The organism is Lysobacter capsici (genome assembly GCF_018732085.1).
Taxonomy (GTDB): domain Bacteria; phylum Pseudomonadota; class Gammaproteobacteria; order Xanthomonadales; family Xanthomonadaceae; genus Lysobacter; species Lysobacter capsici_A.
In genome coordinates, this window is record NZ_CP076103.1 from 5,757,585 (window position 1) to 5,771,916 (window position 14,332).

The window sequence follows — 14,332 nt, forward strand, 5'->3', positions numbered from 1 at the left end:
AACAACACCGCACCGACAGAAGGGCCGCGAAATCCGCGGCCTCCATGCGGCCTGCACGCGATTCGGCGCACGCCTCAATACACCAACGCCCAACTCATCGTCTTCAACGCGAACACAAACCACACCATCGCCAAGCAGGCCACCGCCATCGCCCCCGCACACACCCGGCGCAGGCGCTGCATCGGCCCGCGCCACGCGGCGCGCCCGTTGAGGCAGGCGACGATCGCGATCGGCACGCTCAACAATCCGAGCAACTGGGCCAGACGAATCCAGCCGTCCAGACCGCCATCGAGCGCCCGCACCGACGCGTCGGCGCGCGCGAGCACCCACCACCACAGCGTCGCCAGCAACAGGTTCGAGACGAGGCCGAACAGCGTCAGCAGGCGCAGATCGCGCTCGCGGCCGTCCAGACGCAGACGACGCTGGGTCTGGTAACGCACGATCGCGGCGATCGGCCACAGGCACAGCGCGAGCGCCTGCACGCCCAGCGTCGCGAACAGCAACGGCAGCATCCAGCCGGGCGAACGCCAGCCCGGCACCGGCTGCAGCCACATCGCCGCCGGCACGTCGTCGCTGCTGATCGCAACCACCTCGGTGCCGCTCATCTTCGCCGCGAGCCGGCTGTCGCCGTCGACTTCGCGCCACACATACGGCTCGATCTCGCGCCAGCGCTTGATCCGGCCATCGCGGGTCCGCAGCGACGACACCCCGATCGTGTCGTCGTCGTTGAGGACCACCGTCGCGCTGCCGAACAAACGCGCCATCACCAGGAAATTGCTGGCCGAGCCGCGGCTGTTTTCGTAACGCCCGCGCAATTGTTCGCCGTGCAGATGCGCGGTCGGCAAGGTCGGCGTGTCAGCGATCGGGCTGGGGTAATAGCGCTGGATCAGGCCTTCGACCAGGTCGCGATGCAGCGCGCGGCCGGCGCGGGCCGGGCCGTCGGCGGATACGAAGATGCCGAGCCGATGCGCCGGCAACAGCATCAGGCTGCTCTGGAACGCTTCGGTCGCGCCGCCATGGCCGATCACCACCGGGCCGCGGCTGTCGCGTCGAAAAAACCCCAGCGTCATCGCGTCCAGGCCCGGGATCGGCCGCGATGCGCTCGCCTGCATCGATTGCAGCGTATGCGGCTGCAGGATCGCGTCACCGCCGTAACGGCCCTGGTCGAGCTGGGCCAGCATGAAATGCGCCATGTCCTCGCCGGTGCTCGACAGGCTGCCGGCCGGCGCGGGATTGACCAGTTCGAACGGCACCGGCGCGGCGCCGGCGGCGACGTAGCTTTGCGCCATGTCGCCGACCAATCCCTTCGGCAAGGGCTGACGGAAACTCGAACGGCGCATGCGCAACGGTTCGAACAGATGCTCTTCGACGTAATCGTCGAACGGTTGCCCGGCGACGCGCTCGACGATGTAACCGGCCAGGGCCGCGCCGTAGTTCGAATACGCCGGCACCGTGCCGGGCGCGTAGATGCGCTGCGGCTGCACGGCCTTGAGGTAATCGCCGAGCTTGAGCAGGCGCGAGGGGTCGGCGGCGAACAGGTGCTTGCTCGACTCCTCGAAGCCGGCGCGGTGGGTCATCAGATGGCGCAGGGTGATCGGCTGGCCGTAGTAGTCGCGGATCCTGAAATCCAGGTAGGTGTTGACGTCCGCGTCCAGGTCGAGCTTGCCGCGCTCGACCAGTTGCATCACCGCGGTCCAGGTGAACAGCTTGGAGATCGAACCCGGCCGCAGCAGCGTGCGCGCCGGGTCCATCGGCTTGCGCCGCTCGACATCGGCATAGCCGTAGCCCTTCGACAGCAGCACCTGGCCGTCCTTGACCACGACCACGACCGCGCCGGCCAGACCGCCGCGCGCGATCGCCTGCGGCACCAGGCCGTCGGCATAGGCTTCCAGGTCCAGGGCGCCCAGTTGCGGAATCGGCGCGGCGCCGACGGCTTCGACCAGGATCGCGCCGGGTGCGCTGGCGGCGTTCGAATTCGGGTTCGGGTCGGGAGACAGCGGCGGCAGTGCTTCGATGCTCGCCGGGTCGGACGCGTGCATGGCGTTCGCGGTGATTTGCGACGCGGTCGGGACGGTGTCGGTCAGGACCACGGTGGGCGCGGCGGGTTGCGGTGCCGGCGATAGCGGCGAAGGTAACGGCGGTGGCGCGGGTGAGGGCCGCGCGGCCGGGAGATTCGCTGTCGCTGTCGGCATGGGGGCCGGTGTCGGCGGTTTCGCCACGACCGACCCGGCGGGCGCTGCGCTCGGCGCGGCGGGTTTCGGCGGCGGTTCGCCCGGTCCCGGCCTACTCGCGGACGCAACCGGTTTAGGCGGGCGGGCCGCGGTGCCGGTGGCCGACGTGGGCGCTTCTGCCGATGGTTTCGAAGGCTTGGGCGGCGACGGGGCGATCGCTGGCTTGACCGTCGCGGTGGTGGCGTTCGCGGGTACGGGCGTCGGCGCAACGGGCGCGGTGCGCGGCGGCGCGGCGGTCCGGCGCGGCGTGCTCTCGATGCGGCTGGGCACGGCGGGGCCGGACGCTGCGGGGATCGTCGTACCTGCGGGCGGTGCGACCCTCGGGGTGGCCGCGGCGCGCGCGATCGCCGCGGCCGGCGATTCGCGCTCCTGCGGCGGCGGCGGCCTGAGCGGCTCGCTCGGCGGCGAGCTGATCGGCGGCGGGGCCGGCGGCGCGGGCGCCGGACGCAGCGGCACGGCGGTGGTGGTGGCGGGGAATGCGGACGCCGCGGGGGCGACCGGCGCGGGCCGGATGTCGCTGGCGCGGGCCGGCGCGGCCGGCGTCGCCGGCGGCGCCTGCTGCGCCCCGCTCGATCCGGCCGCGAGCAACAGCCCGCCCACGACACCCGCCGCACCGATGGCGCGCATCCAACCTTTGGACTTCATGGTTCCCCCGACCTTGCGCCCCGAGCCGCCCGCGAGCGCATCCAGGACGCGGCCGCGGGCGATGCCGACCGAGCGTCGGCGCGCAGAGTGTAAGCGCGGAAATCGCTGAATTCGGGCGCGAATTCGCGTCATTCGGCGAGGTGACGGCGATGCTGTGGCGAAGCAGGTCGATGGGAATCACAACGGAGCGCAGTAAAGGTGTTTTCTGGCATCCGTGTGGTGTCCTGCGAGCGGTGCATTCCACTGCATGCGGCCGTCGAAACGGGTTGCCGCACGGATCGAGTTCATCGCAAGCGGAGCGCAAAGCGTCGGGGCTGAAGCTCCCTCCTACAAAAGACTTCGTCGCTTTCGCGGGCGGTCGGAGCGTCCTGCGCCAGCACGGCTGGGCTGGACCACCAGCTTCGACGCCGAGGAAGTCTTTCGTGGCAGGCAGCCTGCGCCCCGACAGCGACGCTCGGCCAACGGCGAATCGATCCATCCACATCGCCTCATCAAGCCGAACCCCGGCCCAGCCATCGCGCCCGCTTCGCCTCACACACCGCCGTCCAAACCACCGCCGATCGTCGACCGCGTCGCAAAACCGCGCATCGACCTGCGTTGTCGCCCCACCCTTCGGCCGCTTTCCAAACCACCAAACGTATTTCCCAAGATGAACATTCCGCCAGGCCTCGCGCTTGGCAAGGCAGGGGCGGCCGCCTAGAGTCGCCGTGACCCCTCTCGGCCGCCTCCATGCCCGCCAAGCGCAGCAAGCACGTCACCTCCGCCGCGCCGACCACCGCCCACAACCCGGGCGTGGCCCTGCGCGCGCTGCGCCGTCAGCGCGGCTGGACCCTGGCCGAGATCGGCGCGCGCACCGGCCTGCCGATTTCGACCCTGTCCAAGATCGAGAACGGCAAGATGTCGCTGAGCTTCGACAAGCTCACCCGCATCGCCCAGGGGCTGGAGGTCGATATCGGCGAGCTGTTCTCTTCGCAGTCGCCGGTCGGCTGCGACACCTTCAGCGGACGCCGCAGCATCACCCGCGCCGGCGAGGGCTATGCGATCCGCACCGAACACTACGATCACCTGTACCCGGCCTCGGAACTGCTCAACAAGCGGCTGGTGCCGATCATCGCCGAGGTCCACGCGCGCTCGCTGGAAGAGTTCGGCGAACTGATCCGCCACACCGGCGAGGAGTTCGCGCTGGTGCTGGAGGGCACGATCGAACTGCACAGCGAGCTGTATGCGCCGGCGCGGCTGGAGGCCGGCGACTCGATCTATTTCGACAGCGCGATGGGCCATGCCTACATCGCCGCCGCGCCCGGCCCGTGCCGCGTGCTCGCGGTGTGCTCGGGCGGCGAGTCGCACCTGCGCGACGCGATGCTGCGCAAGAACGGCGTCGAGGCCGCGCGCCCGGCGGCCGGCCGCGGCGCGAAGAAACCGCGTACCGACGAGGCCTGAGTCGCCACGCCTGCCACAAAACCCGGCGCAATGCAGCGCGATCGGCAAGAGTCGTTAGGCCGCCATTGCCGATAGCGGTCACAAGACGCGCAGGCAGCGATCACGGCGCGCGGTTTTCGATTCCGGAAAATGACATTCACATGACGCTGCCAGCGCGGCGCGCTCAATCGCGCAGCCGTCGCAACCCATGGCATTGATCCAGCCAGGCCAGCAAGGCATCGACGGCGCCGCGATGCGCTGCCGTCCCGCGCCGCAGCTCGCTCACCCGCGCCGTATCGCCTTCGTGCAAGCGCGCGAGCAGCGCGCGCTCGATCGCCGCATCGCCCTGCACGCGCAGGCCATGGCCGTTGATCGCGAACTGCCAGCCGTCGCGATCGCGTCGCTGCAACACCCGCTCGCCGGGCGACAGGGCGACACGCTGCGCCGGCGTCAAAGCGCGCGTGCGCCGTCGCGGCGGCATCGGTTCGAAACCGCCGGCCGACAAGCGCTGCAACGACACCGCGCCGATCCGCGCCGCCAACACCTGCCGATCGGCGAGCTGCGCGGTCAAGCGCCAGGCCTGCGCCAAGGCCAGCGGTAACTCGTCGCTGAGCAGGCCGTCGGCGTCGACCGCATCGCGCGCATTCACCGGCACGTCGTCGCGCATCAGCGCGCGCAGCAATTGCGCGGACGGGTCGATCAAGGCATCGGCCCGGCCGATATCGACCAGCAGATCTTCCAGTTCGTAGACCGGCCGGTGCTCGGTGCGTGGCACGCCGAGATTGACGCTGGTGGTGACGCCGCCGCCGATACTTTCGCCGACGTGGTAGTAGTCGGCCGGCCAATACAGCACGTCGCCGGGTTCGGCCTCGACCGCGAACGAACCGGCCAGATGGCCGCGGTAATCGGGCAAGGTCGACACCGCTTCGGCCCAGGGCCTGGCGGTCCAGAAGCGCATGCGCTTACGGCCTTCGACCGGGATCATGAAGGTGGCGAAGCGATCGCGATGCACGCCGACCGGGGTGGATTCGTAATTGCCGTGGAACAGCGTGGTGATCGCGCCGGTGATCGGCAGGCCGGCGTGACGCCACAGCGGCGCGAAGAATTCGCGCTCGCTGCGCCACAAGGCGAAGCGATAACTGTGGAAGGCGCTGATCACCAATGCATAGCGTCGCTCGCCGAGCGCGCCCAGCATGCGATCGCGATACCCGGCCATCGAAGCGTCTTCGCGTCGCGGCATCCACGGCGCCGGATCGAGTTGTTGCAGACGATCCAGGGTCACCAGGCTGTTGTCGGGTTCGCCGGGCAGGCGACGGCGGCTGCGTTGCGTCGCGGCCATCGCGCTGCGGAACACTTCGTCCAGCGCGAACGGTCGGCCGTGGGCGACGCCCTTGAACAGCACCGGACGGCGATCCCAGTCGTCGCGCACGAAGGCGGCCCAGTCCAGCGATTCGCGGACGTTCAGATCGGGTGCCGGGAGACCGGACGCGTGCGATTCGGCGTTCATGCCGCCTCCTCGCCGCTGCGCCGCACCGCGCGTAGCGCATACAGACGCTGCAACAGATCGAGCGCGCCGCGATCGATGCGGCCGCGGCGGTGCGAACGGCACAGGTCGGCGACGCGTTGCATTCGCCCGGCGCGCAGCTCGTCGAGCAACTGCCGCGCGCGCGGATGCTCGGGCATGGCGAACACATGGCCGTTGATCGCCCACACCCAGCCCTCTGCGTCGCGCAGACGCAGCAGCGGACTGCGCGAGTCGAGTTGCACGCAGTCGTCTTCGCGCAGGCTCGATTCCTCGCGCGGTGCCGGCACCGGTTCCAGCGCCCACGCGCTCGCGCGCGCGGCCCAGGTCAATCGCAACGCGCGTTCCAGACCGCCGCCGGCCACCGCCGCGCTCGCCGCTGCGCCCACTCGGGTCAACGGCGCGAGCGCGGCGACGCGGTGGCGGCCCGCGCGCGGCGGGAACGCCAGCATCGCGACGCGTTCGTCTTCGCCGAGCGCATCGTCGACCTGTTCGGCGAGCAGGTTCTTGGCCGCGATCATCGCGTCGGCGGCGTGGGTCGGAATCGCCAGGGCCAGACCGAGGGTGGCGCCGTCGTCGGCTTCCTCGTACCAGCGGCGTCCGGGCCAGCACAGCAGTTCGCCGGGTTGCGCGCGCAGGATCTGATCCGGTGCGCGCTCGGGCCGCGGACGGCTGCGCCACAGCCGCACTTCGCTCGCGCCGAGCAACGGCAGGCGCAAACAGGCATGACGCGGGTCCAGGCGCGCGCCGAGCGTCCGCGGCTGCGCATCGCCGACCCACAGCGCCGCTTCGACCGGCAACGCGGGGCAACCGATCGCCGCGAACAAACCCGCGAGCAGATCGCGCGTGGCCGACCACAAGTATTGATCCAGGAACAGCGGCTGGCTGACCCGCAACTGGAAACGCGCGCCGTGCAGACGCTCGCGTACTCGCCGCACGTAAGCCGGCGCATCGCGATCTTCTTCGCCCGGCAACAGATCGCCGGGCGCGCGCATCAAGCCGCCATCGAGATAAAAGCGCACGTCCGGCAGCGCCATGAAGCGGGTTCCGGCGCGGAACGGTTCGGCCGCGCGCACGATCAAGGCGAACGCGCGCTCGGGCGTGAGCCGGTGCGCGATGCCCGGCAGGCAGTACGGGCGTCGATCCCAATGCGGCAGCAACGCAGACCAGTCGATCATGGCGCGGCGCGCTCCGGCACGGCGCGCTGCGACACGGCCGGATCCGCAGCGAACGTCGCGCGAATGCGTTCGGCGTACTCGGCCAAGGGTTCCAGGCCCATCTCGCGGCGGCGCGCATCGACCTGCGCCGGCCGTTCGATCGGGCACGGCACCAAGGCCGAACCGCGGCGCCGGAACTTGGTGCCGAAGCATTGCCTGCGCCCGCGCTGCACGCGCAGCGCATCGGTCAGGTAGGCCAGATCGCGCAGACTCATCTCGCCGTCGCGCGCGGCCTGCGCGATCAACGCCAGGCATCGATCCTGGAACTCGCGCGGCCCGTCGGCGTGCTGCAGCAATCGGCACGCGGCCGCCGCCGCGTCTGCGCCGACCAGGCTGCGACCCGGCCAGCCATGGCGATCGACCACCTCGCGCAGCCAGACCATCGCCGCTTGCACCTGCCTGTGCAATTGCGTTTCCAATGCGGCATCGGTGAAACCGCTGTCGGTCCACGGCGTGCGCAATACCGCATCGAGGCGATCGATGCGCAACAGGCGTTCGCCGATCGCATCGGCATCATCGAGCGCGCTGTCATCGGCGCGCGTGGGCGGATCGGAGATCGCCTCGATCCGCAGCCCGACCGTCTCGCCGGCCCATCGATACACCAACCGCCGGTCTTCGCCCGGCCAATCGAATGCGACCTCGCCGTCCTGCGCGCCCTGCCATTGCAGACGCACGCCCAGGCGCGGGTCGTCGAGTTCGCCCAGCAACCCGGCGTGCGCGCTCAACTCGGGCAGCACGTAGGCAACCGCGTCGCGCAGCGCGACGCCGAGTTGCAGCAGATCCCAACTCTCGCCGGCCAACAACGCCGGCGACGGATTGATTTCGTCGGCGGCGCGCGGCTGTGCGCCGACCCGCTGCGGGTTCCAGACCTGCGGCGGCGGCGCGAGCGCCAGCAGCGGCGCATCGGCCCGGATGCGGCGAAAGAAGTACGGCACGTCGCCGCGTCGCAGTTGCGCGCGTTCGCTGGCGCTGAAGGCGCGTCTCGGCTCGGTCGACACCGGCGGTGGCGCATCGCCAGAAGCCAGGCCGAACGGATCGCGCGCCGCGGCGTAGTCGGCGGTCGCGCGCACCAGCACGCGGGTGTAGCGGCCGCGCACGACGCGGCGCAGATCGCGCATCACCTCGTCGCGATGCAGATGCACCAGCATCCACAGATCGAACATGCCGCGCAGGAATTCCAGCGTATACGCGCCGTACCCCGCGCGGCCTTCGCGATCCACGACCAGGCTGCGCGCATGCTCGCGCCGCCACGGACGCTGCGTTGCATGCAGTCGCTGCACGCCGTCGGCATCGCCGAAGAACGCCACGACCGGGCCGTCGACTTCGCCGGCCAGCGCGCGCTCCAGGCCGGCCGGATAGCGGCCGTGATCGCGCTCGCCGGTGACCAGGCCGGTGTCCTCCAGGCGCCGCGCCGGGAACAGACACACTTCCAGATCCACCGGGATCAGCATCGTCTCGCCGTCGCGTTCGCCGCACAGCACATTGCCCGGGCCGAGATCGACCAGACCGAAGCCGAAGCACGCCGCCGTCAAGGAACCGGCGCGATGCCAGAACCCTCGCGCCTGCCGCGCCGGCAACACCGTCGCCTGCACGCGCCCGTGCGCGGCCGGCCAACGGCGATAGCGACGCGGCGGTTCGATCCATTCCTGCCACAGGTAGGCCGCGCGATCGCCGCCGCGTCCATGGAACACGCGCAACGTCGGCAGGCGAATCGCGCCCGACGCCGGCGCCAGCCGGTTGAGCCGCGCGAACAGGCCGCCGGCATCGTGGTCGGCGAGAAACGCGATCTCGCTGTCGGCCGGGCGCGGCTTGTAGGCCAGCGCGCCGCCGCGTTCGAACTGCAATCGCAGCACGCTCTGGCGGCCGTTGTGGGTTTCTTCGGGATTGGCCCACAGCGCCTGGACGCGGCCGTGGTAGCCGTGGCTCGCAAGCACGCCGCCGCGGCTGTCGCGCGCGAGCCGGTGCAGGAACAGGCGCAGGAAGTCGCGATGGCGTTCGCCCAGTTCGCGCAATCGCGACGGCACCCGGCGTCCGGCCAGGCAGATCAGCAAGGCATCGCGCACCGCCAGCGCGTGCAGCGCGCCGTTGTCGAGCGACAACGCGGCCGCGGCGACCGTCGCGGCATGACGCCGCGCCAAGGCCGTGCAGTCGCGATCGAGAAGGTCGAGAAATTCGCCCCAGCGCCGCAGGCGCGGATCGCGCAAGGCCGCGCCGATACGCGCCGCATCGCGCGGCCCTTTCCATGCGCCGGCCGGCTGCAGCAGGCCGTCGTCGTCGATGCGTACCCGCGGCGGCCACCACCACGCCTCGCCGCCTGCGGCCGATGCGCCCAGCCAGCGGCGCAGCACCGCCGAGGCCTCGGGCGCTGCCTGGGCGGCATCGCGCGCGGCCCGGGCCGGAAGTTGAATCGACAAATCGCTCATCGCACTCCGCGGCGACGTCCATGTGCGGGGCGTCCACGCGCGCGGCGCGCGAGGACGACGAACGCATCGCGGCCGGCGTCGGGCCGGCCGCGATGCGGGTGAGTCAAAGCCGTGGCCGGCTCAGAGCAGGCAATACACGCGCACGCAGGTGCGGGCGCGGAAGTTCGCCGCGCTCGGCGACTTGGTCTGCATTTCGCCGATCTGCAAGGCGCTGGCCTTGCGCTTGGCCGGCAGCGGCTTGGGCGCGGTCGAGGCTTTCTTCATTTTCATGTGGCGTTCTCCGTAAGCGGTGGCGATTCGCGGATCAGACGCAGTAGATGAAACGGCTGCAGCTGCGCGGCGCGTACTGACCCTGTTGCGGGGCCTTCTTCTCGAACTGCGCGGGCGTGAGCTGCAACTTGGCGGCCGACGGCTTGGACGCCGAAGCGGCCTTTGCGGTGGTGGCGATCTGCTTCATGTGAACTCTCCTGAGACGGCTCGTTGTCTGCGCGGAGCGCCGGCGGCGCGGCCGCGAACGATGTGCCCGACGGTGATGAATCACGCAGCAGCGCGATCGCCGCAAGGCGGACCGACTCTAGCCGAACCGTCCGCGGCGACTGTTTTTATCTGTCTAATTCGTGAGCCGGTTCTCACGCGCCGACATGCTTGTGAACGCAGGCAAACGATCCGCCGCGCACCTGAATCTGCAAAAACCCCAGCAAAAACAGCACGATCAGCGCGGTCACACCATGGCCCGGCGGCGAGGCGGATTGTGCGTTTGCAACAACCACGCACAGCGACCGATCGCAAGCGCCACATCGCGCCAGTCTTAACCGTTCATCCCGTCAGGATCGGCGCGACTCGCGCCGGCCACCGTCACTTCAAGCGCGACAGCATGCGCCGGTTGCCGGTCAGTTTCGCCCAGCGCGCGCCGATGTCGCTCATGCACACGTAGGCCGCTTCGCCGGCCAGCCGCAGCAGCATGCGCGGCCCCAGTTCCAGGCGCGGTTCGGCCGCGCACAGTTCCCAGTCGTAACCCAGATGACGCGCGAACCAGGCGCAGCGCGCGAGGTGATAGCGACTGCTGAGCAAGGTCACCCGCGAGCGCATGCCGTCGCCGAGCACGATCCGGGCGTTGCGCAGGTTCTGCAGGGTGTCGCGCGAATCCTGCTCCAGCCGCAGCGGTGCGTCGTCGCCCAGGCCGCGCGCGACCAGGCCGCGGCGCGCGAGTTCGGCTTCGCTCGGTTCGCCGGCCGGGCCGCCGCCGAGCAGCACCACGCTGTGCGGCGGACGCTCGCGCCACAGCGACACGGTGCGGTCCAGGCGGGCTTCGAAATCGCGATCGATGCGCCCGCCCGGCGCGTGTTTGCCGAACAGCAGCACGCACTCGCCGCGTTCGGGCCGGCACGGCGCGCTGCGCGCGACCCGCAGCACGTGCAGGAAATAACCGACATAGACCAGCCCGGCGCTGAGCACGCACACCGCGCCGGTCACCACCGCGACATGCAGGATGTCGCGATCGCCGAACAATGCGATGCGGTGGGCGGTGCGGGTGGTCACGGCGGTTGGGATCGATGCGGAAGACGGGTGAGGATGGACCGATCCGGCGAATCGCGCCGGGCCGCTGCGAAGATGGGGACGGTCGGCCGCGTTTGCGATGAGGCGCTCGCCCCGGGCCGATGCGAATCGAAACCTCGCCACCTGTCGGCGGCGACGATGAACGAGCCCGCGTCCCTTCATGATACGCGCCGCCATCACGGCCGGCCGCTGCCGCCGCTTGGCTATACTTCCGGCCTCACCGCCTGCAACGACACATACCGAGTGCCATCCAACGTCTCACCGATGCCGCCGCTGGCGATCCGCGCCTACACCGCGACCACCGCCCTGGGCCGCGGCCTCGATGCCCAGGCCCGCGCCCTGCGCGAGCGTCGCAGCGGCCTGCGCCGCAACGATTTCGCACCGCTGGCGCCGGGCGAGGCGCCACTGGATTGCTGGATCGGCCGGGTCGAAGGCGTCGAAGAGGCACCGTTGCCCGCGCATCTGGCCTCGTGGGAATGCCGCAACAACCGTCTGGCCTGGCTGAGCCTGCAACCCGACGGCCTGCCCGAGGCGATCGCCGCCGCGGTCGCGCGCCACGGCGCCGACCGGGTCGCGGTGATCGTCGGCACCTCGACCTCGAGCATCGGCGCGACCGAGGAAGCCTACGCGCGGCTGGAGGGCGAGGATCGGCATTTCCCCGCCGACCTGAGCCGTCCGCTGCTGCATACCCCGCACTCGCTGGGCGCCTTCGTCGCCGCCGCCACCGGTTTGAACGGCCCATGCGTGACCGTCGCCACCGCCTGTTCGTCCAGCGCCAAGGTGTTCGCCCAGGCCGCGCGGTTGATCCAGGCCGGCCTGGCCGACGCGGCCCTGGTCGGCGGCGTCGATACGCTGTGCGGCAGCGTGGTGTTCGGTTTCAACTCGCTGCAACTGGTGTCGAGCGAGCCGTGCCTGCCGTTCGATGCGCACCGCGTCGGCCTGTCGCTCGGCGAGGCCGGCGGGTTCGCCGTGCTCGAACGCTGCGACGCCGACGAGGCGCCCGGCTCGCTGCAATTGCGCGGCTACGGCGAATCCAGCGACGCCCACCACATGTCCTCGCCGCACCCCGAAGGCCTCGGCGCGCGGCTGGCGATGGTCGATGCGCTGGCGCGCGCCGGCATCGGCGCCGAGCGCGTCGGCTATCTGAACCTGCACGGCACCGCGACCCCGGCCAACGACCAGATCGAAGCGTTCGCGGTGGCGTCGCTGTTTCCGCCCACGCTGCACGCCAGTTCGACCAAGGGCTGGACCGGACACACGCTCGGCGCCGCCGGCATCGTCGAATCGGCGATCGCGCTGCTCGCGCTGCAACACGGGCATCTGCCCGGCATCCTCAACAGCCGCGTGCCCGATCCGGCCAACGGCCCGCAGATCCGCTTCGACAACGCCGAGGTGGACATCGACTACGCCATGAACAATTCCTTCGGCTTCGGCGGCAACAACTGCTCGCTGGTGTTCGCGCGCGCATGAGTGTTTCCCGTCAGCCTGCGGCCGTGTTGAGCGCGGTGGTCGAAGGCATCGGCTATTGGAGCGGCGGCCTGCCCTCGTGGGACGCCGCGCGCGCCTATGCGCTGGGCGGCGCGGATGTCGCCGACGCGCCGTCGCGGCCGTCGCCGCTGCTGCTCGCCGCCAACGAACGCCGGCGCGCGCCGGAAACGGTGGCGGTCGCGCTCGATGTCGCGCTGGCCGCCTGCCAGGCCGCCGGCCGCGATCCGGCCGCGTTGCCGTCGGTGTTCGCCTCCAGCCACGGCGACATGGCGATCACCGACTACATGTGCAGCACCTTGGCCCGCGAACCGCGCACGATCTCGCCGACGCGTTTCCACAATTCGGTGCACAACGCCGCCGCCGGCTACTGGACCATCGGCGCCGGCGCGATGCGTCCGGCGACCGCGCTCAGCGCGCTGGAGGCCAGCTTCGCCCAGGGCCTGATCGAGGCGCTGGCGCAGCTCGCCGCCGGCGACGAGGCGGTGTTGCTGGTGGGCTACGACGGCGCCGCGACCGGGCCGCTGGCGCAGGTCGCCGCCAGCCGCGGCCTGCTCGGCGCGGCGCTGGTGCTGGCGCGGCCGGACCGGCGCGGTTCGGCCGCGGGCCCGCGGCTGCGCGCCTGGCTCGGCGACGGCGAGGCCAGCGCCGCCGACGGCAAGCTGTCCGCTCGCGAAACCGGCAACGCCAGCGCGGCGATGCTGCCCTTGTTCGAAGCCCTCGCCACGCGCCATGATCGCCTCGCGCTGCCGGCAGGCGCCGGCCGCATTTTGCAGGTGGAATTGGCCCATGACTGATCTCGCCTCGTCGCCAGGACGCGACCGTGCCTCGCCGGCCACGGCGCCGGAGCGTGTTCGCCCCGCGCGACTGGACCGCAGCAACATCGCCGTTGTGATTCCCGCCCTCAACGAGGCCTTGCGCATCCGCGAGGTGGTCGAAGGCGCGCTGGCGCAATGCGCGAACGTGATCGTGATCGACGACGGGTCCGACGACGGCACCGGCGAACGCATCGCCGACCTGCCGGTCACCGTGCTGCGCCACGCGCAACGCCAGGGCAAGGGCGCGAGCCTGCGCGACGGCTTCGCCGAAGCGCAGCGGCGCGGGTTCCTGGCGGTGATCACCATGGACGGCGATGGCCAGCATTCGGCCGACGACATCCCGCGGCTGATCGACAGCGGCAACCGCCATCCGGGCCATATCGTGATCGGCGCGCGCCTGCGCAAACGCGCGGCGCAGCCGACCTATCGCCGGCTGGCCAACAACTTCGGCGATTGGGGCGTGGCCTGGGGCACCGGCTATCAGGTCGCCGACAGCCAGAGCGGCCAGCGCCTGTACCCGGCCGAAGTGATCGCGCTGCGCGACGTGCCCGGCGAGGACTTCGTGTTCGAAGCGCAGATCCTGATGTCGGCCGCGCAGCAACTGGGCACGCGCTGCGTGTCGGTGCCGATCGAATCGCGCTACAACAGCGAAGCCTCCGACGAACAATTCCGCGCCAGCCACTTCAAGCCGCTGCGCGATTTCAGCCGCATCACCTCGCACATCGTGCTGCAGTGCCTGCGCCGCGGCGGCGTCCCCGACGTGTACCGCAGCATCCGCGCCAACCCGCCGCTGATCGACGATCCGACCGGCGAGTTCGCCGCGATGGGCGATAAGGTTCACGCGAATACGCGGTGAGTGGGTTGGGCTGCAGCGATGCGTCCGCTGCGTTGCGAACTCGCGCTGCATGAAACACGTCGCAGCCTTAGATCGCCACGCCCCTGAGCTGTTCCCCCTTCGTAAAAAGGGGGCAAGGGGATTCGCTTTTACCCTTGCTTCAAAGCGAAAAGCAAAAGC

Annotated in this window: 12 protein-coding genes; 5 read left to right on the forward strand and 7 right to left on the reverse strand. The window is 70.6% G+C overall.

The genetic code is table 11. The annotated features are described in order from the left end of the window. Window positions 1-74 precede the first annotated feature (74 nt). Window positions 75-2,039 carry a serine hydrolase domain-containing protein gene (locus KME82_RS23880; RefSeq protein WP_215496237.1) on the reverse strand — a complete coding sequence of 655 codons (1,965 nt, stop codon included), beginning with the start codon at window positions 2,037-2,039 and terminating at the stop codon, window positions 75-77. Between KME82_RS23880 and KME82_RS23885 the strand changes: the two genes are divergently transcribed. Both KME82_RS23885 and KME82_RS23890 read left to right on the forward strand, forming a co-directional pair. Continuing rightward, the gene (locus tag KME82_RS23885; RefSeq protein WP_215496238.1) at window positions 2,038-2,985 is read left to right on the forward strand and encodes a hypothetical protein; all 948 of its coding nucleotides are present in this window, start codon (window positions 2,038-2,040) and stop codon (window positions 2,983-2,985) included. The two genes, KME82_RS23880 and KME82_RS23885, sit on opposite strands and share 2 nt — an antisense overlap. Window positions 2,986-3,605: 620 nt before the next feature. Beyond that, window positions 3,606-4,316, forward strand: coding sequence for a helix-turn-helix domain-containing protein (locus KME82_RS23890; protein ID WP_215496239.1), 711 nt, complete (start codon window positions 3,606-3,608; stop codon window positions 4,314-4,316). A gap of 163 nt (window positions 4,317-4,479) precedes the next feature. Here the strand turns inward: KME82_RS23890 and KME82_RS23895 are convergent, their stop codons facing one another. The 6 genes from KME82_RS23895 to KME82_RS23920 form a co-directional block, all read right to left on the reverse strand. After that, the gene (locus KME82_RS23895) at window positions 4,480-5,802 is read right to left on the reverse strand and encodes a cupin domain-containing protein (protein ID WP_215496240.1); all 1,323 of its coding nucleotides are present in this window, start codon (window positions 5,800-5,802) and stop codon (window positions 4,480-4,482) included. Next, window positions 5,799-6,995: a hypothetical protein gene (locus KME82_RS23900; protein ID WP_215496241.1), complete on the reverse strand. Its 1,197-nt coding sequence runs from the start codon at window positions 6,993-6,995 to the stop codon at window positions 5,799-5,801. The genes KME82_RS23895 and KME82_RS23900 overlap by 4 nt, the downstream gene beginning before the upstream one ends. Continuing rightward, a complete protein-coding gene (locus KME82_RS23905; protein ID WP_215496242.1) occupies window positions 6,992-9,457 on the reverse strand; it encodes a DUF6624 domain-containing protein in 2,466 nt (821 codons plus the stop codon). The genes KME82_RS23900 and KME82_RS23905 overlap by 4 nt, the downstream gene beginning before the upstream one ends. A 120-nt stretch (window positions 9,458-9,577) precedes the next feature. Further along, complete coding sequence (locus tag KME82_RS23910) at window positions 9,578-9,727, reverse strand: hypothetical protein (protein ID WP_215496243.1); 150 nt, start codon at window positions 9,725-9,727, stop codon at window positions 9,578-9,580. Between the two features lie 34 nt (window positions 9,728-9,761). Next, entirely contained in the window at window positions 9,762-9,914 is a 153-nt protein-coding gene (locus KME82_RS23915) for a hypothetical protein (protein ID WP_215496244.1), read from the reverse strand. Between the two features lie 398 nt (window positions 9,915-10,312). Next, complete coding sequence (locus KME82_RS23920; RefSeq protein ID WP_215496245.1) at window positions 10,313-10,996, reverse strand: YdcF family protein; 684 nt, start codon at window positions 10,994-10,996, stop codon at window positions 10,313-10,315. Window positions 10,997-11,278: 282 nt separating this feature from the next. Between KME82_RS23920 and KME82_RS23925 the strand changes: the two genes are divergently transcribed. The 3 genes from KME82_RS23925 to KME82_RS23935 are packed head-to-tail and all read left to right on the forward strand — an operon-like array spanning window position 11,279 to window position 14,173. Then, complete coding sequence (locus KME82_RS23925) at window positions 11,279-12,484, forward strand: beta-ketoacyl-[acyl-carrier-protein] synthase family protein (protein WP_215499188.1); 1,206 nt, start codon at window positions 11,279-11,281, stop codon at window positions 12,482-12,484. 23 nt (window positions 12,485-12,507) lie between these two features. Next, on the forward strand, window positions 12,508-13,296 hold the full coding sequence (locus KME82_RS23930) for a beta-ketoacyl synthase chain length factor (RefSeq protein ID WP_215499189.1): 789 nt from the start codon (window positions 12,508-12,510) through the stop codon (window positions 13,294-13,296). Then, entirely contained in the window at window positions 13,289-14,173 is an 885-nt protein-coding gene (locus KME82_RS23935) for a glycosyltransferase family 2 protein (protein WP_215496246.1), read from the forward strand. The genes KME82_RS23930 and KME82_RS23935 overlap by 8 nt, the downstream gene beginning before the upstream one ends. Window positions 14,174-14,332: the final 159 nt, after the last annotated feature.

Coding starts and splice junctions, on each gene's coding strand:
- KME82_RS23885 (WP_215496238.1), top strand. CDS start 2,038: ATGGCGTTCGCGGTGATTTGCGACGCGGTCGGGACGGTGTCGGTCAGG.
- KME82_RS23880 (WP_215496237.1), bottom strand. CDS start 2,039: ATGCACGCGTCCGACCCGGCGAGCATCGAAGCACTGCCGCCGCTGTCT.
- KME82_RS23890 (WP_215496239.1), top strand. CDS start 3,606: ATGCCCGCCAAGCGCAGCAAGCACGTCACCTCCGCCGCGCCGACCACC.
- KME82_RS23895 (WP_215496240.1), bottom strand. CDS start 5,802: ATGAACGCCGAATCGCACGCGTCCGGTCTCCCGGCACCCGATCTGAAC.
- KME82_RS23900 (WP_215496241.1), bottom strand. CDS start 6,995: ATGATCGACTGGTCTGCGTTGCTGCCGCATTGGGATCGACGCCCGTAC.
- KME82_RS23905 (WP_215496242.1), bottom strand. CDS start 9,457: ATGAGCGATTTGTCGATTCAACTTCCGGCCCGGGCCGCGCGCGATGCC.
- KME82_RS23910 (WP_215496243.1), bottom strand. CDS start 9,727: ATGAAAATGAAGAAAGCCTCGACCGCGCCCAAGCCGCTGCCGGCCAAG.
- KME82_RS23915 (WP_215496244.1), bottom strand. CDS start 9,914: ATGAAGCAGATCGCCACCACCGCAAAGGCCGCTTCGGCGTCCAAGCCG.
- KME82_RS23925 (WP_215499188.1), top strand. CDS start 11,279: ATGCCGCCGCTGGCGATCCGCGCCTACACCGCGACCACCGCCCTGGGC.
- KME82_RS23935 (WP_215496246.1), top strand. CDS start 13,289: ATGACTGATCTCGCCTCGTCGCCAGGACGCGACCGTGCCTCGCCGGCC.